The sequence below is a fragment of the Pseudomonas sp. E102 genome, from assembly GCF_052660185.1.
The window spans coordinates 1,535,333-1,555,075 of the sequence record NZ_CP084025.1 but is presented as its reverse complement, the minus strand read 5'-3'; the positions used below and the strand labels follow the sequence as shown (position 1 = coordinate 1,555,075).

Sequence of the window (19,743 nt, the reverse complement as noted above, 5' to 3'; positions counted from 1 at the left end):
ACAACACTCCCTCAACACGTCCAAGCAGCCAAGACCAACCCGTCCGCACGCGTCGGCACCGGCTGGCCGCTGCAACACGACACCTATCAAGGAAGAGAACATGTCTCCAAAAAAACCTGTGCGCCCGAAGGGCACAGACACGCCAGGCACCGATCCGGGCACGATCACCCTACCCGACGTCAGGCTGCCGCCTCATCTTGCATTGCCTGGGACCGGCATCCCGCCACGCCCCCACACGTCGACGTCCGAGCCCAGTGGCTCTGCCGGGGCTTCATCCCAGAAGAGCCCGCCGCCACCCGTCGAGCTGACGGACCCGACCAGTGGCGCCCCAACGGCTGCGCAGCCTTCGCCAAGGTCCTTGGATCGCTACGCGCTCAATCCACCCGAAGGGTTGCCACCGGCCCGCGCCGATGGTCTTCGGGTCAACGGCAACGGCAGCTACGTCGATCTGGACGACGGGAAAGTCGCCCGGGTCGTCCATGACCCTGCCTTGAACGCTTATTACGCGTGGGGCCTGAATGAACTGTCACCTTCGGGCCCGGCACTCTATCGGCCAACAGGCGCGGTGTCCTGGCGCGAAAACGCCTTCGCCACGAAGCTGCGGGCCTACCAACTGGGCAAGGACCAGCGAGCAGTATTCGATCGCAGGAACGAGGGGCTATCGAGCCAGTCCATCAAAGAGCGCGACGCTGCTTTAGGCCCTATTTACCGGACCCAACAGAACCAACTGAAAGAGGACGCCCGGTTATTCCTTCAAAACGCCCAACGGATCCCTCGTTCCGCCGCTCCTTCGTTGCTTGGCGTGGAGACATTTTCCAAGCTCATCGAGAAAATCTTCGAACACTCCCAAGGCCTGGTCATGACGGAGCGGTTTTCGGGCACCGGCAGCAAGATGCAACTGATCGACGCGATGCCGGCACTGGTCGCAAGCGGTGTAACGACGCTGTACCTGGATCGCTTGCGAATCGACATCGACCAGGTCGTCCTGGACGGGTTCGCCAGGACCGGTGTCCTCGACGCCAGACTGAAGCGTCGCCTGCACGCTCTCGACGTGAATGATGACGCGGTCCCGCCAACGCCCTACACCTATCAGAACCTGATCATCGCGGCGCGGGAAAATGGCATAAGGGTCCAGGCCCTGGACTGCGCCGCCAGGGCCCAGGCGGAACTGTCCGGAGACGACGGTTTCCGAGGCCTGTTCACGTATCACGCCAGCCAAGTGATCAACGCCGACCGCCTTAATCGTCCGCAAGGCAAGTGGGTCGCCCTGGTGGGAGCGTCCCAGTATCGTAAAAGGAACATCGCTCTTGAACAGGAGCAGCACGCCACGGTGACTTTCAGCTACCCCAACACGCCTGGCCTGGCCCAAGTGCAAGGTGTGATGAGCTTGCATGTCGAGGACCTTGCCCATGGCCCGAACCTGCAGATCATCCAGGACCCGTCGCTCGGGGCCGCTGATTTGAACCTGAACGTAGGGGGCCAGGGCATGAAGCCATTCGAGCTGCCCGTTCGTTACCGACGCGTTCTGGAACAAGACATTCGAAGTGCCAACCTTACGCAGGACCCCCATAGCCTTTTTGCGACAATACCGGTGCAGCGTGGTCTCGATGTCGAAACCGCCCAGCGGGAACGTTTCCAGCGCGCCAGGGATACCATCAGCGCCAGCCAGTACTTCTTCGAAGGCCAACCGGTCACCCGCCCCAGGCCGCCCACGCCGGCACTGCAACCTTACAGCCCACCCCCCGCTGTGCTTGAAAGCATTTACCGTGTATCCAACGGCCTGGTCTTGGGAGCGGCCTACAACGCCATCGGCGCCAGGAAGTTCTTGATCGACAACATGCCCGCCCTGAAGGAGCAGCAGGTCAAGACGCTCTACATGGAAAACCTGATCAGTGAATACGATCAACCCCGGCTGGATGCATTTGCCTCCAGCGGTGCGATGTCCGATCCTCTGAGGGCGAATCTCCGGCGCCAGGACGAACTCCAGCAGATACATCCCTCCAGCGCCCATTCGTTGGTCAACCTCATCACTGTTGCTCACCAGCACGGCATCAAGGTGCAGGCGCTCGACACGTCGATCACCTTCAGGGACGAAATGAGGCGGCACGCCCCCGAGCGCTCCAGGAACTTCAAGTACGTGGCCCATACTCTCATCGAGACCGACCAGGCCCACCGGGGCCCGCACAAATGGGTGGCGCTGGTAGAGAGCGGCCACGCCAATACCGCTCGAAACACCCCCGGATTGGCTGAACTGCAAGGTGCCGTCGGGGTACGCGTGGTCGATGCCGGCAGTCAACCCACGCGAGTGCTGCCCGATGAAGGAGAGATCGTTTCCAGTCTCTTGCCCATCGCACGACCAGCCGCTCACCGTACGCCCTCCGGCGCCGGGTACCTTTTTGTGAAGTCAGATCTGCTGCTGGAGATAAGTACCGGCACCCAGCTGATACGGCGGGCGCCCGTCAGCCCTGGCAAGTTGTTGAACAAGCCGAACGAATTCCTCATCGAACGCTCGGAAGATGGGTTTCAGCTGTACCTGGCGAAACATCAGCTGGGGGACTTCAGCGTGTACCCCCTGCTTATGGCCGCTGACCAGCTATCGGTCGACATTCCCGACCTGTCCCAGCATTACCACCGGGTGTGGCAAGTCAACAGAGTGAAGTTCAAGGACATCGATGGGCTGGTGTGGGCGCTCAAGACTGCCGGTCTTAAACAGGTCAGCGGCACGACGGTGATTCCCGTCTCGCCGCTGCGCCTGATGGATAGGCACCCACGGCTGACCGATCCTGGCATGTACCTTGTCGAAACCAGACCGGAAGGCACCATGATCTTCCACCGTTCCAAGGACAGCTCGATCAAAAGAACGCTGGTCAGTAAGGATCAGTTGTCGGGCAAGCTTTATATCAATCGACCGGAATGGGGGCTTACCGAGCTTCGTCTGTTTGACAACCTGGACGCCCTCACGGCCCACCTGGATGAAGCGATTGGGTTGAAACGCGTGCAAAGCGCCTGACAAACAGCACCGGTCAAGCATTGATGCCGGACCTGCTCTGGCCAATATTCAGGGTGCGGGCGAGCTTGCTGGCGATAGCGCCACCACGGGCGGATGGATCGCCAGCGTAGCTTGCGCCGGGCAAAAAAAACCGCCCGGCATCAGGCCGGGCGGTGTTTGTGACACTCAGGCATTAGTCAGCGGTCAGCACACCACGGCGCACCTGGTCACGCTCGATCGACTCGAACAGCGCCTTGAAATTGCCCTCGCCGAAGCCATCGTCGCCCTTGCGCTGGATGAATTCGAAGAACACCGGGCCCATCAGGGTTTCCGAGAAAATCTGCAGCAGCAAACGCTTGTCGCCCTGCTCGGAAGCGCCATCGAGCAGGATGCCACGCGATTGCAGCTCCGCCACTGGCTCGCCATGATTCGGCAGACGGCCCTCGAGCATTTCGTAGTAGGTGTCCGGCGGCGCGGTCATGAAGCGCATGCCGATTTTCTTCAGCCCATCCCAGGTCTTGATCAGGTCGTCGGTGAGGAACGCCACATGCTGGATGCCCTCGCCGTTGAACTGCATCAGGAACTCTTCGATCTGGCCAGCGCCCTTCGAGGATTCTTCGTTCAGCGGAATGCGGATCATGCCGTCAGGCGCGGTCATGGCCTTGGAGGTCAAACCGGTGTATTCGCCCTTGATGTCGAAGTAGCGGATCTCGCGGAAGTTGAACAACTTCTCATAGAAGGTCGCCCAGTACGCCATGCGCCCGCGATACACGTTGTGGGTCAGGTGATCGATGATCTTGAGCCCCGCACCCACCGGATTGCGGTCGACACCGTCGAGAAACACGAAATCGATGTCATAGATCGAGCTGCCTTCGCCAAAACGGTCGATCAGGTACAGCGGCGCGCCGCCGATGCCTTTGATCGCAGGCAGGTTCAGCTCCATCGGGCCGGTCTCGATATGGATCGGCTGGGCACCGAGTTCCAGGGCGCGCTTGTAGGCTTTTTGCGAGTCCTTGACGCGGAACGCCATGCCGCAAACCGACGGACCGTGTTCGGCGGCGAAGTAGGACGCCACGCTATTGGGCTCGTTGTTGAGGATCAGGTTGATCGCGCCCTGGCGATACAGGTGTACGTCCTTGGAGCGGTGGGTCGCTACCTTGGTGAAACCCATGATCTCGAAGATCGGCTCCAGGGTGTTGGGCGTAGGGGATGCAAATTCGATGAATTCAAAGCCCATCAGGCCCATCGGGTTTTCGTATAGATCTGCCATGTCGGCGCCTCATCATGCTTATCAATTAACAAGAAACGTTAGTTGCCAGTGATGCTGAGGGCGCGCGGCGGCGCGCAGGAAATACCGCGGACGCTGCGGGCGAGGAAATCGCCATAGATCAGTTGAAACCCAAGTATCTTCATTGTCGACCCAAGGCTCTTGCGGGCGAGGCTTCTGCTGCCAGAAGACGTTATTCTTATATGCGTAAATCGATTCTACACAGCGTAACCACATTTGTCCGCCTTGGGTATCAAATCGCCTTTTTGGCCGAGCGTGCAAGGGGTTTGTTGCACAGGAAAATACCCATCAGGATCAGCCCCCCGCCCCCGCACATCAAGGCCGTAAGCCGTTCGTCCAATAGCAAGGCGCCCAGCAGGACCGCCGTCAGTGGATTGAGCGCGATGAACACGCCGGACCGGGTCGCGCCAATCCGTCGGATGCCGTCATACCAGGCGATATAGGCCAGCGCCGAGCCCAGTACGCCAAGGTACAACAGGCTCAGCCATTGCCCGGCATCCAGTGCGGTCAGCGCCGCGAAGCGAATCTCTCCCCCGGCCGCGCACGCTCCCCAGAGCATCAGCGTGCCCAGCAGGATCGACCAGGTCACCGTTTGCAAGGGGCCAAGGCTTTCATTCAGGCTTTTGGAAAATAGCGAGTAGATACCCCAGCCGAGCACGCAGCCGAAAATCAGCACGTCGCCTATCCACCCTTGCTCCGTTGTTTGTAGCAAGGCCGGGTCACGACCCACGATCACCAGACCCGCCCCGCCGAGACACAAGACGATGCCGGCGACTTTCAAGCGGCTCAGCCGCTCCTTGAATAACCACCAGGAGGCCAGCCCGATCACCGCCGGGTTCAACGCCACGATCAACGAGGCCCGCGACGCACTGATGTATTGCAAACCATAAAAGAAACACAGGTTGTAGAAGAAAATACCGAAGAAACCCAGCATCGCCAGTTGCAAGCCCTGCTTCAGGCTGGGCCTGGCCAGGGGAATGCCGGCCACCCCGAGAAATACCAGCAGCGCGAGACTCGCCAGCAGAAAGCGCAGGCTGGCGGCCAGCATGGGCGCCAATGCATCGGAGAGGATCCGCCCGGCCACGAACGTCCCTCCCCAGATCATTGTGACCATGGCGAGCTTCAGGTAGACCGGCAGGTCGGAAGCGATCGGCATGGAATGTTCCATGGGTTTCATTGCTTTCATCTCATTCAAGGTCGTTCGGATGCCAGTGACGAGGGAGCTCCCTCGCCACGGTTTTCTCTGTCGCTCAAGTGCCGTATTGTTCGCCTCATATCTTGTCATCGTAAAATGAGCCTTCACTCATGACCCTGACCCAACTCGAAATCTTTTCGCTGGTCGCCGAGTTGCGCGGCTTCACGGCAGCCGCGACACGGTTGGGCATCGGACAATCAGCGGTGTCGCACGCAATCAGGTCCTTGGAAAACGAACTGGGCGTCGAGCTGTTCAGGCGTCATCAGACCCTGGTGGAGCCCAGCGACATCGGCCAGCAATTGCTGCTGCGGGCCCGAGCCATGCTCGGCTTGGCCAACACGCTGCGCCAGGAAGCCGCGGATGCCCGAGGCATGCGCCGCGGAACCTTGCGCATCGGCTCGTTCGGCCCGACAGCCTCGATGAAGCTGTTGCCCGCTATCCTGGAACGCTTCAGGACCTTGCACCCGGGGATCGAAGTGCATGTCGACGAGGGGCCGGACCGGCAGGTTCTGCAATGGTTGGACGAACGCCGGATCGACGTCGGTTTCGTAGTCTTGCCGGAGGAACGCTTCGATACGTTCGCGTTGATGACCGACCAGATGGTCGCCCTGCTCCCTGCTGCTCACGCCCTAGGGGATCGAACCCACGTGCAACTCAAGGATTTGTGCGACGACCCTTTCATTCTCACCGAGGCCGGCTCGTCGGAACTGGTCTGGCGACTGTTCAATGCCGCGCGCTTGACACCCAATGTCCGTTATCGCTGCTCGCAACTGCTCAGTACGCTCGACCTCGTCACTCGTGGCAACGCGGTGAGCGTAGTGTCCGAAGGCTCGTTGCCCCTGTTCGATAATCCTGGCTTCGTTGTTCGTCCTCTGTCGCCTCCCATCCCACGACAGATCGGCCTGGCCGTACTCGATAGCCGCCAGGCCTCGCCGGCAACCCTGGCATTTATCGAGCTGGCACAGGCCGTTCAGCCGACTTGATTGCGCTTAACTTTCGATAGGGTTATCTATTAGCCCAACGGACTAGAGCACGCGATTTCATTACACCGCCTAGTACTGCTAACAGCCAATCTCCGTCGCCAGTCGCTTGACGTCATCGGCCCGACTGATGGTAAAACGCCAACAGCTGTTACATAACGAAAAAGTTACGATTTACACTTTTCGGTTTAACTACTACAATTTTTTCTGCCTCTACCAGATAGCAGGAGAGTCATTAGTCACCGAGTCGCTACAAGGCGCCTGGCTTATAGCTTTGTTTGCGGTTGGTATCAGCCTTATATTTTGATTGGAGTAATTATATTGTCCAGACTCGCTGAATTTCGCAAAGCCGAAAAGGCCCTTCAAGAGCAGCTCGCGCAGCTGGAAGCTTTGAAGAATGACGCCGGGCTCAAGAAAGAAATCGAATTCGAAGAAAAGCTCCAAGGGCTGATGAAAACCTACGGCAAGGGCCTGCGCGACATCGTTGCGATCCTCGACCCGAGCCCGTCCAAATCAGGCCTGTCGTCGGGCAAGACGCCAAAGACCCGCCGTGCCCGCGTCGTCAAGGTCTATCAGAACCCGCACACGGGCGAACTGATCGAAACCAAGGGCGGCAACCATCGCGGTTTGAAAGCCTGGAAGGAAAAATACGGTGCGAGCACCGTCGATTCCTGGCTGCGCGGTTGAAAGCACTACAACGAAAAAAGCCCTGGCCTGCACCCAGGGCTTTTTTATGGGCCGAACTTTCGTGTTGGCCCAAGAGTATTACGCTGAAAGCCTTATAATTTCAGGCTATTTCGTACCGACTGTATTTCATCCTGGCTTTCTACAAATACCTGCGCCTGCCCCGCATAGGACAACACGTAGGCATTACCCTCATTAAGTGCCGCGACGAGGGTCTGCGACAATACATGACGCCCGTTTTGCGTGATCGTGCAAGTGGTTTCCAAAGCGCTTACGCCGCCCAATACGGACGCGTGAATCTTATTGCAGACACTTTGATAGCCACCTTGGAAAAAATCCTTCTGAATGGACTTTCTCATTTCCAACAGCACGCCTTGCAAGTTTACTTGATGGTCGGGCTCGACAGCCGACGCGGTCAACTCCATCACCATCACGGCATTGCCCGAACGGTCGCTTTTGGTGGCGCGCTGCCGACTGGTACCTTTGGCCGGGGCCGGTGCGTCGGCGGGCAGCGATTCGATGATCCATCCCGAGGGCCAGGTTACCTGTGGTTCGGCCGCCCCCACATCGACGCTCGACGCGACGGCAAACAACAGGACGAACAGCGAAGAAAGCGGTCGAAACATTGCGTTGCACTCAAGGACTGATCGTGAAGTCTGAAGCGCGACGCCCCACCAGGCAATAGGCATGTTTGGCGATGCCACGCCCCTTGCGTATCATGGACGCACCTGCAAGGAAGCTAGCACAAGCCCCACTTATTTTTCGGAGGGCCCATGAGCCTGCAAGAACTCAATACTTTCCCTGGCGTCACCGCTCAACCCGATGCCGCAACGGCCAAATTCGTCTTCAACCACACCATGCTGCGGGTCAAGGACATTACCAAGTCCCTTGATTTCTACACCCGTGTGCTGGGTTTTTCCCTGGTGGAAAAGCGCGACTTTCCAGAGGCCGAATTCAGCCTGTATTTCCTTGCCCTGGTCGACAAGAACCAGATCCCGGCGGACGCGGCGGCGCGTACCGAGTGGATGAAATCGATCCCCGGCATCCTCGAACTGACACATAACCACGGCACCGAAAACGATCCGGCGTTCACCTACCACAACGGCAACACCGACCCGCGCGGTTTCGGTCACATCTGCATCTCCGTGCCAGACGTGGTCGCCGCCTGCGAGCGCTTCGAAGCGTTGGGCTGTGACTTCCAGAAACGCTTGAGTGATGGCCGCATGAAAAGCCTGGCCTTCATCAAAGACCCGGACGGTTATTGGGTCGAGATCATCCAGCCTGCACCGTTGTAAGTTCTGCGGTCACAAAAAAACCCCATGAGCCAAGGCCCATGGGGTTTTGTTTTTCCAGCGACCGGCTATCAGGCCGGTGCGGAGGTGCGGATCAGGTGATCGAAGGCGCTCAGCGAAGCCTTGGCGCCCTCGCCCACGGCGATCACGATTTGCTTGTACGGCACGGTGGTCACGTCACCGGCCGCGAACACACCTGGGATCGACGTTTCGCCACGAGCATCGACAATGATCTCGCCACGCGGCGACAGCTCGACGGTGCCCTTGAGCCAATCGGTGTTGGGCAACAGGCCGATCTGGACGAAGATTCCTTCCAGCGCCACGTCGCGCACTTCACCGCTCGGACGGTCCTTGTAGCGCAGGCCGTTGACCTTCTGCCCGTCACCCGTCACTTCGGTGGTCTGGGCGTTGGTGATCACCGTCACGTTCGGCAGGCTGTGCAGTTTGCGCTGCAATACCGCGTCGGCACGCAATTGCACATCGAACTCCAGCAACGTGACGTGGGACACGATACCCGCCAGGTCGATGGCCGCTTCGACGCCGGAGTTACCGCCGCCGATTACCGCGACCCGCTTGCCCTTGAACAGCGGACCGTCACAATGCGGGCAGTACGCCACGCCTTTGTTGCGGTATTGCTGCTCGCCCGGCACGTTCATTTCGCGCCAGCGGGCACCGGTCGCCAGGATCACGGTCTTGGCCTTGAGGCTCGCGCCGCTGGCGAACTTGACTTCATGCAGCCCACCGGCCGTGCCTGGCACCAGTGCGTCGGCGCGTTGCAGGTTCATGATGTCGACGTCGTATTGCTTGACGTGTTCTTCCAGGGCGACAGCCAGTTTCGGCCCTTCGGTTTCCTGGACCGAGATGAAGTTCTCGATGGCCATGGTGTCGAGCACCTGGCCACCGAAACGCTCGGCCGCCACACCGGTACGGATGCCTTTTCGTGCCGCATAGATGGCCGCCGAGGCACCGGCCGGGCCACCGCCCACCACCAACACGTCAAAGGCATCCTTGGCGCTGATCTTCTCAGCCTGGCGCTCGATGCCACTGGTGTCGATCTTGGCGAGGATTTCTTCCAGGCCCATGCGACCCTGGCCGAAGTTCACACCATTCAAGTACACGCTTGGCACGGCCATGATCTGGCGTTCATCGACTTCAGCCTGGAACAGCGCGCCGTCGATGGCGACGTGCTTGATGTTCGGGTTCAGCACCGCCATCAGGTTCAGCGCCTGGACCACGTCCGGGCAGTTCTGGCACGACAGCGAAAAATACGTCTCGAAGTTGAAATCGCCCTTGAGCGAGCGGATCTGTTCGATCACTTCGACACTGGCCTTCGAAGGGTGGCCACCGACTTGCAGCAGGGCCAGCACCAGCGAAGTGAATTCATGCCCCATGGGAATGCCGGCGAAACGCAGGCTGATATCGGCTCCCGGGCGGTTCAACGAAAACGATGGCTTACGCGCATCGGTGCCGTTGTCGAGCAAGGTAATCTGGTTGGAAAGACTGGCAACGTCTTTGAGTAACGCAAGCATTTCCTGGGATTTCGCACCGTCGTCGAGGGATGCAACGATCTCGATCGGCTGGGTGACCCGTTCCAGGTATGACTTCAACTGAGCTTTAAGATTGGCGTCCAACATACGGGCGATTTCCATTTTTGAATTTCAGAAAAAACAACGCCCAGGCGAATCTCGCCCGGGCGTTTTTTGGGGCGAAGCGGCTTACTTGGCTAAGAGCGGATCGCCCTCGGGTAACGCATTGGTTTAGATCTTGCCGACCAGGTCCAGGGACGGAGCCAGGGTGGCCTCGCCTTCTTTCCACTTGGCTGGGCAGACTTCACCTGGGTGAGCGGCAACGTACTGGGCTGCCTTGATCTTGCGCAGCAGCTCGGAAGCGTCACGGCCTACACCACCGTCGTTGATTTCAACGATCTTGATCTGACCTTCAGGGTTGATCACGAAAGTACCGCGGTCAGCCAGGCCAGCTTCTTCGATCAGCACGTCGAAGTTGCGGGAGATGGCCAGGGTCGGGTCGCCGATCATGGTGTACTGGATCTTGCCGATGGCTGGCGAAGTGTTGTGCCAGGCAGCGTGGGCAAAATGAGTGTCGGTGGACACGCTGTAGATTTCGACGCCCAGCTTCTGGAACTCGGCGTAGTTGTCGGCCAGGTCTTCCAGCTCGGTTGGGCAAACGAAGGTGAAGTCAGCTGGGTAGAAGAACACGACAGACCACTTGCCTTTCAGGTCGGCGTCCGATACTTCGACGAAAGCGCCGTTTTTGAAAGCGGTGGCTTTGAACGGTTTAACTTGGCTGTTGATGATAGGCATCGTTGACTCTCCGTCAGTGGTTGAAAAGTTGATGGGGTGAATCTTAGCCATTCATTGCGCTGTTGGCTCATTGCCAAAGCTCATGCAAATGATTGGTTTTGACTATCAGGAATCTATATAGATAGAAGAAATCTGTGGAAGCTGCCGAAGGCGGCGATCAATTGATCGTGGCAGCTGCCTGACAGTTCACGGGGCTGGATCAACGGATCACAGCCCCATGGACGAAAAGCCTGATCAGGCGGTAGGCGTACGCATGGTGACGAATTCTTCGGCTGCGGTTGGATGCACGCCGATGGTTTCATCGAAATCGCGCTTGGTAGCACCGGCCTTGAGGGCAATCGCCAGCCCTTGGATAATTTCACCGGCGTCCGGCCCGACCATGTGGCAGCCCAGGACCTTATCGGTCTTGGCATCGACCACCAATTTCATCAGGGTGCGTTCCTGGCAGTCAGTGAGGGTCAGCTTCATCGGCCGGAAACGGCTTTCGAAAATCTGCACCTCATGGCCGGCTTCCCGAGCCTGTTCTTCCGTCAAACCTACCGTGCCGATGTTCGGCAGGCTGAACACCGCCGTGGGGATCATTCGATAATCAACCAGGCGGTATTGCTCAGGCTTGAACAGGCGCCGCGCCACCGCCATGCCTTCGGCCAGGGCGACAGGCGTGAGCTGCACACGGCCGATCACATCGCCAATGGCCAGGATCGACGGTTCGGCCGTCTCGTATTTTTCGTTGACCTGCACGAAGCCTTTCTCGTCCAGCTTGACGCCCGTGTTCTCCAGCCCAAGATTGTCCAACATCGGCCGGCGGCCGGTGGCGTAGAACACACAATCGGTCGACAACGTGCGACCGTCCTTGAGCGTCACTTTCAGGCTGCCGTCGGCTTCTTTGTCGATGCGTTGGATGTCTGCGTTGAATTGCAGGTCCAAGCCACGACGCTGCTGCTCTTCGGCCAGATGCTTGCGCACCGCGCCATCAAAACCGCGCAAGAACAGGTCGCCGCGATAGAGCAAGGATGTCTGCGCGCCCATGCCGTGGAAGATCCCGGCGAATTCCACGGCGATGTAGCCGCCTCCCACCACCAGCATGCGCTTGGGCAGCGTCTTGAGAAAAAACGCTTCGTTGGAACCGATGGCGTGCTCGCTCCCGGGAATATCCGGAATCACCGGCCAGCCGCCGGTGGCGATCATGATGTGCCTGGCGGTGTAGCGCTCGCCGTTGATCTCGACTTCATGAGGGCTGGTAATCCTGGCGTGGCCTTCATGCAAGGTCACACCGCTGTTGACCAGCAGGTTGCGGTAGATGCCGTTGAGGCGATTGATCTCACGATCCTTGTTGGCGATCAGCGTGGCCCAGTCGAAACTCGCCTCGCCCGCCGTCCAGCCGTAGGCCGACGCTTGTTCGAAATCCTCGGCGTAATGCGCGCCGTAGACCAGCAGTTTTTTCGGCACACAGCCGACGTTGACGCAGGTCCCCCCCAGGTAGCGGCTTTCCGCCACGCCCACTTTCGCGCCGAAACCCGCGGCAAACCTCGCCGCCCGCACACCGCCGGAACCGGCGCCAATCACATACAGATCAAAATCGTAAGCCATCATCTATCTCCTTCGGCAGGTTGTCAGCATACCTGCTGTTTTCACTTGAGGCAGCGTTGCAGCGCAAACAGCGACTTTGTTTGTGTGATTGATGATTGGCGGAAGGTTTTTTTGCAGAAAAAAAAACGCCCCGAACCAGTCGGGGCGTTTTTTCAAGGCGCGACGCAGGCTGAATCAGTAAGCCTTGCCGGTCTTGTAGAAGTTCTCGAAGCAGAAGTTGGTTGCGTCGATGTAACCTTCGGCGCCACCGCAGTCGAAGCGCTTGCCCTTGAACTTGTAGGCCATGACGCAGCCGTTCTGGGCCTGTTTCATCAGGGCGTCGGTGATCTGGATCTCACCGCCCTTGCCTGGCTCGGTCTGTTCGATCAGGTCGAAGATGTCCGGAGTCAGGATGTAGCGGCCGATGATCGCCAGGTTCGACGGCGCATCTTCAGGTTTTGGTTTTTCAACCATGCTGTGAACGCGGTAGATGTCTTCGCGGATCATTTCACCGGCGATGACACCGTACTTGTTGGTTTCCTGCGGATCCACTTCCTGGATCGCCACGATGGAGCAACGGAATTGCTTGTACAGCTTGACCATCTGGGTCAAAACGCCGTCGCCTTCCAGGTTCACGCACAAGTCGTCCGCCAGGACCACGGCGAACGGTTCGTCACCGATCAGCGGGCGGCCGGTCAGGATCGCATGGCCCAAACCTTTCATTTCGGTCTGGCGGGTGTAGGAGAACGAGCACTCGTCCAGCAACTTGCGAATGCCGACCAGGTATTTTTCCTTGTCGGTGCCCTTGATCTGGTTTTCCAACTCGTAACTGATGTCGAAATGGTCTTCCAGGGCGCGCTTGCCACGGCCGGTGACGATGGAGATTTCCGTCAGGCCCGCATCCAGGGCTTCTTCGACGCCGTACTGGATCAGTGGCTTGTTCACCACCGGCAGCATTTCTTTGGGCATGGCTTTAGTCGCTGGCAGGAAGCGAGTACCGTAACCGGCTGCTGGGAACAAGCATTTCTTGATCATATAAGTCCTTGAAAAGGCGGTGTGTACAAGTTTCGGCGCAGTCTAATCAGCCGGCAGGCACCTTACAATGCCTGCGCTGGCCAACCGATGCCATCATAGAGAAATAAACCGGCGGATAGTTCAATCGCCTTTCGCTTCGATGGTTCCAGCGGTCCCCACTGTACGCCCATCAGCACGGTTTGCGAGCATTTGGCGTATCATGGCCGCCTTGATTCCGCCAACGAGGCAGCTAGATGTCGGCAACACAGAACGCAAACGGTTATTCGGTCAGCCAGGACAAGGACGGCCAGTGGTGGATTATCAACTACCACGGCGAGCAGGTCGCCGGTCCCTTGCCCACCAAGACAATGGCGGTGGAAGTCGCCGCGGTCTTTCAGGACGAACGTTCCGCCCCGGCGCCCCGGGAACGTGAACAGGCGCCAGCGCGCAATACTCGCCGCAAGAAATAAACAGACGGCCCCGCCGAAGCCCTGGTGCTCGGAAGGGGCCGCGGGTTTAGCTGTACCGGAATGGCCATTCGCTATAATCTCGCGCCATTCCTCCCCATCCTGATGACAACCCCCCAATGAAGACAATCCTGGTGCTGTTTGCAGTTCTGGCCCTGGCAGGCTGTGCCTCAGCCGAAAAAACCTATCTGGATACCGGTGAACAAGGCTTGGCCATCGACTGTTCAGGCGAAGCCAATTCCTGGGCGACGTGTTACGAGAAAGCGGAAGCTTCCTGCGCCGGTACGGGCTACCGCATCGTCGGCACGGATGGCACGCCACAGGCCAACGACAGCGAAAAGACCCTCGGTGTGGACGTGGGCAACTTCACCAGCCGCAGCGTGGTGGTCGTCTGTAAATAAAGGACGGGCCCTGCTTAACCGGAAATACAAGCGTTGGCCGCGTCCTGAACGTCGCCCGGGCGCACCGGTACGTTGGAGAGGCTTTCGTGCAGCTTGATGCTGGAGCCGCTGGAGCGTTCGTCGATGTCGAACACCGCGGCCGGTAGCGCCGACAGCTTGCCGGGGACGATCACCCGCACGCCATTCTTATGCGGCTCCATTTGCAGCGGACCACGGCTCTCCAGAAGCTTGTCGGCAACGCACTTGGCGTATTCATGAGGTTTTTTGCCGGAGATGACGCTCATGGTGGGCGGCGTCTGGTTGATGTCCGATACCGATGCACATCCACCCAAGGCCAAGGCCAATACCCACACGCTGCGCTTCATATGAATCCTCCAATAAAGACCCTCCGACAATGCAAACGTCGATTTTCTCCAACGTCCTCTCATTTTTTATTCGCCACCGCCTGATAAATGAATGACACCCAGGACAGGGGCCGGATATTAACCCGCGGTGCTGATAAACTGCGCTCCATTATCATTGCTTCATCTTACTGTCCTGATTTGCAAGAAATGCCCTTCTGGAGGCGCCCATGAAATTCATCCACCAGCGCGAGCACCTCAACGAAGACGATATCGTCGTGATCGAATGCTCCCAAATGTGCAACATCCGTTTGATGAACGACGCCAATTTCCGTAGCTTCAAGAATGGTGGCCGCCACACCTACCACGGCGGCGCGTTCGACACGTTCCCGGCCAGGATCACGGCCCCCAGCACCGGCTTCTGGAATATCACCATCGACACCGTCAACCGTCGCGCCATCAGCGTTACCCGCAAGCCGACCCTGACCCACAAGATCAAGATCATCCGGCGCTCCAGTTCGAAGCTGAGTTGAGCCCCCCGTCCAAGATAGGTAAAACCGTGGCCCAGACAACTAAATACGTTATCAAGTACAAACTCAACGGCGAGCGCCGCTTCGAGTTCGCGCAACTGCAGACCGGCACCGAGGAAGAAGCGCTGGTCGCGCTGCAAAAGTTGCATGGCGAGACCGATGATCAGATCACCGATCTCAAGGTCAGCAAGGCACTCTAAAGCCTGCCAGCTGGCTTTTTGTGGTGAGGGAGCTTGCTCCCTTTCTACAAAAAGCGCTTCACATCGCAAGAATCGGAGTGCCCGGCAGCGCTGCACTCTTCAGGCTGAACAGTCCTTTTATCCAGGATTGCAATCATGTCCTCAACGCCTCTATTGACCCAACACCTCCCCCACCTCGATTGGCCCACCATGGTGGATAGCCTCGATGAGGACGGCTGCGCGATCATTCGCAACCTGCTGCCGACCGTACAATGCCGGCAGTTGAGCGGTTTGTATGAGGACGCCGGGGTTTTTCGTTCGCGGGTAGTAATGGGGCGCCACGGTTTCGGGCGCGGTGAGTACCAGTATTTCGCTTATCCGCTGCCTGAGATCGTCCAGCAATTGCGCCAGTCGCTCTATCCGATGCTGGTCCCAGTGGCTAATCGCTGGAACGATTGCATGGGCCTGGAAACGCGATACCCCGACAAGCACACGGATTTCATCCGCCGTTGCCATGCCGCCGGGCAGCAGCGTCCCACACCGTTGCTCCTCCAATACGGCCCGCAGGATTACAACTGCCTGCACCAGGACCTTTATGGCGAACAGGTGTTCCCGCTACAGGTAGCCATCCTGCTGTCGGAACCGGGAGACGACTTTACCGGGGGCGAGTTCGTCCTCACCGAGCAACGCCCGCGCATGCAGTCACGCCCCCAAGTCATCGACTTGAAACAAGGCGACGCCGTGGTGTTCGCCGTACACCAGCGGCCGGTCAAAGGCGTTCGCGGGTATTATCGGGTTAACTTGCGCCATGGCGTCAGCCGCGTACACAGCGGTCGCCGGCATACACTCGGGATCATTTTTCATGATGCGCAATGACGACACCCCCGTCACTCTCGACCTGTTCGCCGACCAGGCGCCCACCACGCCTGGCCAGGTCGAACAGATCGGCCAGCAATCCTTCGTGCTACGCGGGTTTGCCCTGCCCTGGCTCGACCGTTTGTTGCCAGCGCTGGAAACAGTCTTGCAGGCCGCACCGTTCCGGCAGATGGTCACGCCCGGTGGCTTTACCATGTCGGTCGCCCTGACCAGTTGCGGCGCACTCGGCTGGACCACCGACCGCAGCGGCTATCGCTACACCGCCCATGATCCACAGACAGGCGATCCCTGGCCCGCCATGCCGCCAGTGTTTCGCGAGCTGGCCCAGGCCGCCGCCCGGCAAGCGGGCTTCGAGCACTTCGAGCCCGATGCCTGCCTGATCAACCGCTACGTGCCCGGCGCGCGGATGTCGCTGCACCAGGACAAGAACGAGCGCTCCCTGACGGCCCCCGTCGTCTCGCTTTCCCTTGGCCTGCCGGCGACATTCCAGTTTGGTGGATTCGAGCGCAGCGACAAAAGCCAGCGCATTCCGTTGTTTCATGGCGACATCGCAATCTGGGGCGGCGTGGATCGGTTGCGCTACCACGGCGTGCTGCCGCTCAAGCCGGGACAACATACACGTCTGGGCGCCCAACGCATCAACATGACGTTCCGCATGGCCGGATAACAATGCAGAATTCAACCGCAAGACCCGGAGTGTCGTCACCTGGATGGCTCAGTAATCTAGCCAAAACGGGCCAAAGGAATCACGACCATGAACAGCACTTCAAGTACGCTCGCCCCTGATCAGGACCCTCGCTGGGCCGCCGTACTCGCCCGGGATCCGCGCGCCGATGGCACCTTTGTCTACGGCGTGAAGACCACCGGCATCTATTGCCACCCCAGCAGCCTGTCGCGCCTGCCCAACCCGCGCAATGTCGAATTCTTCGACACGCCGGAACAGGCCCAGGCAGCCGGTTATCGTCCCAGCAAACGGATGGCCAGGGACCAGACCCAGATCGCCGCGCAACAAGCGGCGCGGGTGGCGGCGGCCTGCCGGCAGATCGAGGCGGCCGAGCAACTGCCAGGCTTGACTGAACTGGCACAAAGCGCCGGCCTGAGTCCCTTCCATTTTCATCGCGTCTTCAAGTCGATCACCGGCCTGACCCCCAAGGCCTACGGCGCCGCCCATCGCTCGCGCAAAGTGCGCGAACGCCTGGCCGACGCCGGAACGGTGACCGAAGCGCTTTACGACGCAGGCTTCGGTTCCAACAGCCGCTTCTATGAAGCCGCCGACAAAGTCCTGGGTATGAAACCTGGCGAGTATCGCGCCGCCGGGCTGAACACCGATATTCGCTTCGCCCTCGGCCAGTGTTCCCTGGGAGCGATCCTGGTGGCGCAAAGCGAGCGTGGCGTGTGCGCGATCCTGCTGGGGGACGACCCGGATGCGCTGCTGCGTGACCTGCAAGACAAGTTCCGCCGCGCCAACCTCATCGGTGCCGACCGGGAATTCGAGCAACTGATTGCCCAAGTGGTGGGCTTCATCGAGGCACCGGCGCTGGGCCTGGACCTGCCACTGGACTTGCGTGGCACGGCGTTCCAGGAACGGGTCTGGCAAGCCCTGCGAGAGATCGCGCCCGGCAGCACCGCCAGCTATGCCGAAATCGCCCAGCGCATCGGCATGCCCAAAGCGGTGCGCGCGGTGGCCCAGGCCTGCGGCGCCAATAGCCTCGCCGTGGCGATCCCCTGCCATCGAGTGGTGCGCAGCGACGGCAACCTGTCGGGCTACCGCTGGGGCGTTGAGCGCAAGCGTCAGCTGTTGGCGCTGGAACGCTCGCCCGAGGATTGAACACCGATATAGATCGCCACCGAGTCGGGTGCGTTATAGACCTCGAAATCGGTGCTGAACCGGCGCACGGCCTGCGGGTTGTCGGCGAAGTACGCCCAGATCAGCCCCCAGGTCTGGATCACGCAATCGGGCATTTCGCCCTTGGCCGAGAACATCAGGTAATCCCCGCCTTCGACTTCCACGGCGGGGTAGCCTGCGCTCGTGGCGTCGACCTGTACGCCCGCCGTCACATTGAAGTAGCCGGTGGCATCGGACTCGTAGCCGGAGTACACACCGTAGACGAACGACTCCGACTGCCGCGCCGGAACTCGCTCGAACAACCCTTCGGTGAAGAATTGCTGCCACATCGGGCCGATTTTCGCCGTATCGCCCTGTTGCTCCTCGGCGTTGCGGGTGCGTACCTGCAAACCGGCGACCGTGAAAGGTTCGACGGTCTTGAGTTTCACGTCCATGGGTTCGGCTCCTTGATAAGTGGTGTCCCATGGTACCCATCCCGCCGTTGGTATCAAACCCGGGCAGCGATTGAAAAACTCGACTGGCCCTGGCCGGGTCACACCTGCTAAAAACACCGTTTCCTTCTGCCGTCGGAGACACCCGAACATGAGTCAGTGGCCAGACACCCGCATTCTTGACCTGCTCGGCATCGAGCATCCCATCATCCAGGGGCCGCTGGCCGGGGTGACCGGTCCGGCGATGGTGGTCGCCACTTGCAATGCCGGCGGACTGGGCTCGATGCCCGCGGCGATGCTCGACGTGGAGCAACTGCGCCAGGCACTGACGACCATCGCCGAGCAGACCGACAAGCCGTTCAACGTCAATTTTTTCAGTCATCAGCCGCCCGCTTTCGACGAACAACGGGCCGAGGCCTGGAAACAGCGCCTCAAGCCTTATTACGAAGAACTGGGGGTGGATTTCGACGCGCCGACGCCCGTATCCAATCGCACGCCGTTCGACGATACGGCCTGCCGGGTGTTGGAGAAGATGCGACCCAAGGTGGTCAGCTTCCACTTCGGCCTGCCGGAAAAATCGTTGCTCGATCGGGTCAAGGCCACCGGGGCGAAAGTCCTCTCTTCGGCCACCACCGTGGAAGAAGCGATCTGGCTCGAGCGACACGGCTGCGACGCGATCATTGCCATGGGTTATGAAGCCGGCGGTCATCGAGGGATGTTCCTCAGCGACGACCTCGATACTCAGGTGGGCCTGTTCGCCTTGCTGCCGCAAGTCGTGGACGCGGTGACCGTGCCGGTGATCGCCGCCGGCGGTATCGGCGATGCGCGGGGCATCGTCGCCGCATTTGCCCTGGGTGCGTCGGCGGTGCAGCTGGGCAGCGCCTACCTGTTTACCCCGGAAGCGAAGATCACGCCTTCCCATCACCGGGCGTTGCGCACGGCCAAGGAAAGCCAGACTGCAATCACCAACCTGTTCACCGGTCGGCCGGCCCGAGGGATCGTCAACCGGGTGATGCGCGAGGTCGGCCCGATGAGCCCACTGGCGCCAGCATTTCCGCTGGCGGGCGGCGCGTTGATGCCCCTTCGCGCGAAGGATGAAGCCGACTTCGCCAACCTTTGGGCCGGCCAGGCGTTTCCCCTGGGGCGGGAGCTGCCCAGTGGCGAGCTGACGCGGCGCCTGGCTGAGGAGGCTCTGGCTCGGTTCAAGGGCTGAGCGCTAGCCTGACAGTCTCCGGCGCTTGACCGGACGCTATCGCGAGCAAGCTCCCTCCCACAGGGGTTCAGTGTGAATATCAATCATGCATTCATCCCGAAATCCTGTGGGAGCGAGCTTGCTCGCG

General features: G+C 59.7%; 21 protein-coding genes. 12 read left to right on the top strand and 9 right to left on the bottom strand.

The genetic code is table 11. The features are described 5' to 3' along the window. The first annotated feature begins 100 nt into the window (after positions 1-100). Positions 101-3,010: a hypothetical protein gene (locus DOCECA_RS07255; RefSeq protein ID WP_445571670.1), complete on the top strand. Its 2,910-nt coding sequence runs from the start codon at positions 101-103 to the stop codon at positions 3,008-3,010. A 172-nt stretch (positions 3,011-3,182) separates the two neighbouring features. Here DOCECA_RS07255 and hppD read toward each other — a convergent pair whose 3' ends face one another. Both hppD and DOCECA_RS07245 read right to left on the bottom strand, forming a co-directional pair. Further along, positions 3,183-4,259: a 4-hydroxyphenylpyruvate dioxygenase gene (hppD, locus tag DOCECA_RS07250; protein ID WP_445571669.1), complete on the bottom strand. Its 1,077-nt coding sequence runs from the start codon at positions 4,257-4,259 to the stop codon at positions 3,183-3,185. A gap of 250 nt (positions 4,260-4,509) precedes the next feature. Then, the gene (locus DOCECA_RS07245; RefSeq protein WP_445571668.1) at positions 4,510-5,454 is read right to left on the bottom strand and encodes a DMT family transporter; all 945 of its coding nucleotides are present in this window, start codon (positions 5,452-5,454) and stop codon (positions 4,510-4,512) included. Between the two features lie 128 nt (positions 5,455-5,582). Between DOCECA_RS07245 and DOCECA_RS07240 the strand changes: the two genes are divergently transcribed. Continuing rightward, positions 5,583-6,455, top strand: coding sequence for a LysR family transcriptional regulator (locus DOCECA_RS07240; protein WP_445571667.1), 873 nt, complete (start codon positions 5,583-5,585; stop codon positions 6,453-6,455). Positions 6,456-6,773: 318 nt separating this feature from the next. Continuing rightward, the gene (locus tag DOCECA_RS07235) at positions 6,774-7,139 is read left to right on the top strand and encodes a histone-like nucleoid-structuring protein, MvaT/MvaU family (RefSeq protein ID WP_420767720.1); all 366 of its coding nucleotides are present in this window, start codon (positions 6,774-6,776) and stop codon (positions 7,137-7,139) included. A gap of 92 nt (positions 7,140-7,231) precedes the next feature. On the opposite strand, the gene DOCECA_RS07230 is transcribed toward DOCECA_RS07235, so the two are convergent. Further along, entirely contained in the window at positions 7,232-7,762 is a 531-nt protein-coding gene (locus DOCECA_RS07230; protein ID WP_434650759.1) for a DUF4946 domain-containing protein, read from the bottom strand. 147 nt (positions 7,763-7,909) lie between these two features. Between DOCECA_RS07230 and gloA the strand changes: the two genes are divergently transcribed. Next, complete coding sequence (gene gloA, locus DOCECA_RS07225; protein ID WP_420767718.1) at positions 7,910-8,431, top strand: lactoylglutathione lyase; 522 nt, start codon at positions 7,910-7,912, stop codon at positions 8,429-8,431. Positions 8,432-8,499: 68 nt separating this feature from the next. Here gloA and ahpF read toward each other — a convergent pair whose 3' ends face one another. The 4 genes from ahpF to galU all read right to left on the bottom strand — a co-directional run bounded on the left by ahpF (position 8,500) and on the right by galU (position 13,353). Continuing rightward, positions 8,500-10,062 carry an alkyl hydroperoxide reductase subunit F gene (gene ahpF, locus DOCECA_RS07220; protein ID WP_434610970.1) on the bottom strand — a complete coding sequence of 521 codons (1,563 nt, stop codon included), beginning with the start codon at positions 10,060-10,062 and terminating at the stop codon, positions 8,500-8,502. A gap of 123 nt (positions 10,063-10,185) precedes the next feature. Beyond that, a complete protein-coding gene (gene ahpC / locus DOCECA_RS07215; RefSeq protein ID WP_011061677.1) occupies positions 10,186-10,749 on the bottom strand; it encodes an alkyl hydroperoxide reductase subunit C in 564 nt (187 codons plus the stop codon). Between the two features lie 234 nt (positions 10,750-10,983). Continuing rightward, the gene (gene gorA / locus DOCECA_RS07210) at positions 10,984-12,339 is read right to left on the bottom strand and encodes a glutathione-disulfide reductase (RefSeq protein WP_434611555.1); all 1,356 of its coding nucleotides are present in this window, start codon (positions 12,337-12,339) and stop codon (positions 10,984-10,986) included. A gap of 174 nt (positions 12,340-12,513) precedes the next feature. After that, the gene (gene galU / locus DOCECA_RS07205) at positions 12,514-13,353 is read right to left on the bottom strand and encodes a UTP--glucose-1-phosphate uridylyltransferase GalU (RefSeq protein WP_039592970.1); all 840 of its coding nucleotides are present in this window, start codon (positions 13,351-13,353) and stop codon (positions 12,514-12,516) included. Between the two features lie 233 nt (positions 13,354-13,586). Between galU and DOCECA_RS07200 the strand changes: the two genes are divergently transcribed. Together DOCECA_RS07200 and DOCECA_RS07195 are read left to right on the top strand one after the other, a co-directional pair. Beyond that, on the top strand, positions 13,587-13,802 hold the full coding sequence (locus DOCECA_RS07200) for a hypothetical protein (protein WP_420767715.1): 216 nt from the start codon (positions 13,587-13,589) through the stop codon (positions 13,800-13,802). A 116-nt stretch (positions 13,803-13,918) separates the two neighbouring features. Then, positions 13,919-14,200: a hypothetical protein gene (locus DOCECA_RS07195; RefSeq protein WP_445571666.1), complete on the top strand. Its 282-nt coding sequence runs from the start codon at positions 13,919-13,921 to the stop codon at positions 14,198-14,200. A gap of 14 nt (positions 14,201-14,214) precedes the next feature. Here the strand turns inward: DOCECA_RS07195 and DOCECA_RS07190 are convergent, their stop codons facing one another. Then, positions 14,215-14,565 carry a hypothetical protein gene (locus DOCECA_RS07190; protein ID WP_420767713.1) on the bottom strand — a complete coding sequence of 117 codons (351 nt, stop codon included), beginning with the start codon at positions 14,563-14,565 and terminating at the stop codon, positions 14,215-14,217. A gap of 206 nt (positions 14,566-14,771) precedes the next feature. On the opposite strand from DOCECA_RS07190, the gene DOCECA_RS07185 reads away from it, so the two are divergent. The 5 genes from DOCECA_RS07185 (at position 14,772) to ada (ending at position 17,954) form a co-directional block, all read left to right on the top strand. Further along, entirely contained in the window at positions 14,772-15,074 is a 303-nt protein-coding gene (locus DOCECA_RS07185; RefSeq protein WP_003182962.1) for a DUF1883 domain-containing protein, read from the top strand. Positions 15,075-15,100: 26 nt separating this feature from the next. Continuing rightward, positions 15,101-15,271 (top strand): hypothetical protein, encoded by a 171-nt coding sequence (locus tag DOCECA_RS07180; RefSeq protein WP_420767712.1) that lies wholly within the window; start codon positions 15,101-15,103, stop codon positions 15,269-15,271. Positions 15,272-15,406: 135 nt separating this feature from the next. After that, positions 15,407-16,126 carry a 2OG-Fe(II) oxygenase gene (locus DOCECA_RS07175; RefSeq protein ID WP_445571665.1) on the top strand — a complete coding sequence of 240 codons (720 nt, stop codon included), beginning with the start codon at positions 15,407-15,409 and terminating at the stop codon, positions 16,124-16,126. Continuing rightward, the gene (alkB, locus tag DOCECA_RS07170) at positions 16,113-16,793 is read left to right on the top strand and encodes a DNA oxidative demethylase AlkB (RefSeq protein ID WP_420767710.1); all 681 of its coding nucleotides are present in this window, start codon (positions 16,113-16,115) and stop codon (positions 16,791-16,793) included. The genes DOCECA_RS07175 and alkB overlap by 14 nt, the downstream gene beginning before the upstream one ends. 87 nt (positions 16,794-16,880) lie before the next feature. After that, positions 16,881-17,954 carry a bifunctional DNA-binding transcriptional regulator/O6-methylguanine-DNA methyltransferase Ada gene (gene ada / locus DOCECA_RS07165; protein ID WP_434610964.1) on the top strand — a complete coding sequence of 358 codons (1,074 nt, stop codon included), beginning with the start codon at positions 16,881-16,883 and terminating at the stop codon, positions 17,952-17,954. Here the strand turns inward: ada and DOCECA_RS07160 are convergent. Continuing rightward, positions 17,918-18,406 carry a GyrI-like domain-containing protein gene (locus DOCECA_RS07160; protein WP_434674994.1) on the bottom strand — a complete coding sequence of 163 codons (489 nt, stop codon included), beginning with the start codon at positions 18,404-18,406 and terminating at the stop codon, positions 17,918-17,920. The genes ada and DOCECA_RS07160 overlap by 37 nt on opposite strands. A gap of 148 nt (positions 18,407-18,554) precedes the next feature. On the opposite strand from DOCECA_RS07160, the gene DOCECA_RS07155 reads away from it, so the two are divergent. Further along, positions 18,555-19,616, top strand: coding sequence for an NAD(P)H-dependent flavin oxidoreductase (locus tag DOCECA_RS07155; RefSeq protein WP_434610959.1), 1,062 nt, complete (start codon positions 18,555-18,557; stop codon positions 19,614-19,616). Positions 19,617-19,743: the final 127 nt, after the last annotated feature.

Excerpts from the sequence above, each read along its gene's own strand:
- gorA (WP_434611555.1), bottom strand. The coding sequence starts at position 12,339 with ATGGCTTACGATTTTGATCTGTATGTGATTGGCGCCGGTTCCGGCGGT.
- hppD (WP_445571669.1), bottom strand. The coding sequence starts at position 4,259 with ATGGCAGATCTATACGAAAACCCGATGGGCCTGATGGGCTTTGAATTC.
- DOCECA_RS07155 (WP_434610959.1), top strand. The coding sequence starts at position 18,555 with ATGAGTCAGTGGCCAGACACCCGCATTCTTGACCTGCTCGGCATCGAG.
- DOCECA_RS07160 (WP_434674994.1), bottom strand. The coding sequence starts at position 18,406 with ATGGACGTGAAACTCAAGACCGTCGAACCTTTCACGGTCGCCGGTTTG.
- alkB (WP_420767710.1), top strand. The coding sequence starts at position 16,113 with ATGATGCGCAATGACGACACCCCCGTCACTCTCGACCTGTTCGCCGAC.
- galU (WP_039592970.1), bottom strand. The coding sequence starts at position 13,353 with ATGATCAAGAAATGCTTGTTCCCAGCAGCCGGTTACGGTACTCGCTTC.
- gloA (WP_420767718.1), top strand. The coding sequence starts at position 7,910 with ATGAGCCTGCAAGAACTCAATACTTTCCCTGGCGTCACCGCTCAACCC.
- DOCECA_RS07255 (WP_445571670.1), top strand. The coding sequence starts at position 101 with ATGTCTCCAAAAAAACCTGTGCGCCCGAAGGGCACAGACACGCCAGGC.
- DOCECA_RS07200 (WP_420767715.1), top strand. The coding sequence starts at position 13,587 with ATGTCGGCAACACAGAACGCAAACGGTTATTCGGTCAGCCAGGACAAG.
- DOCECA_RS07245 (WP_445571668.1), bottom strand. The coding sequence starts at position 5,454 with ATGAAACCCATGGAACATTCCATGCCGATCGCTTCCGACCTGCCGGTC.
- DOCECA_RS07240 (WP_445571667.1), top strand. The coding sequence starts at position 5,583 with ATGACCCTGACCCAACTCGAAATCTTTTCGCTGGTCGCCGAGTTGCGC.
- ahpC (WP_011061677.1), bottom strand. The coding sequence starts at position 10,749 with ATGCCTATCATCAACAGCCAAGTTAAACCGTTCAAAGCCACCGCTTTC.
- DOCECA_RS07230 (WP_434650759.1), bottom strand. The coding sequence starts at position 7,762 with ATGTTTCGACCGCTTTCTTCGCTGTTCGTCCTGTTGTTTGCCGTCGCG.
- DOCECA_RS07190 (WP_420767713.1), bottom strand. The coding sequence starts at position 14,565 with ATGAAGCGCAGCGTGTGGGTATTGGCCTTGGCCTTGGGTGGATGTGCA.
- DOCECA_RS07195 (WP_445571666.1), top strand. The coding sequence starts at position 13,919 with ATGAAGACAATCCTGGTGCTGTTTGCAGTTCTGGCCCTGGCAGGCTGT.
- DOCECA_RS07185 (WP_003182962.1), top strand. The coding sequence starts at position 14,772 with ATGAAATTCATCCACCAGCGCGAGCACCTCAACGAAGACGATATCGTC.
- ahpF (WP_434610970.1), bottom strand. The coding sequence starts at position 10,062 with ATGTTGGACGCCAATCTTAAAGCTCAGTTGAAGTCATACCTGGAACGG.
- DOCECA_RS07175 (WP_445571665.1), top strand. The coding sequence starts at position 15,407 with ATGTCCTCAACGCCTCTATTGACCCAACACCTCCCCCACCTCGATTGG.
- ada (WP_434610964.1), top strand. The coding sequence starts at position 16,881 with ATGAACAGCACTTCAAGTACGCTCGCCCCTGATCAGGACCCTCGCTGG.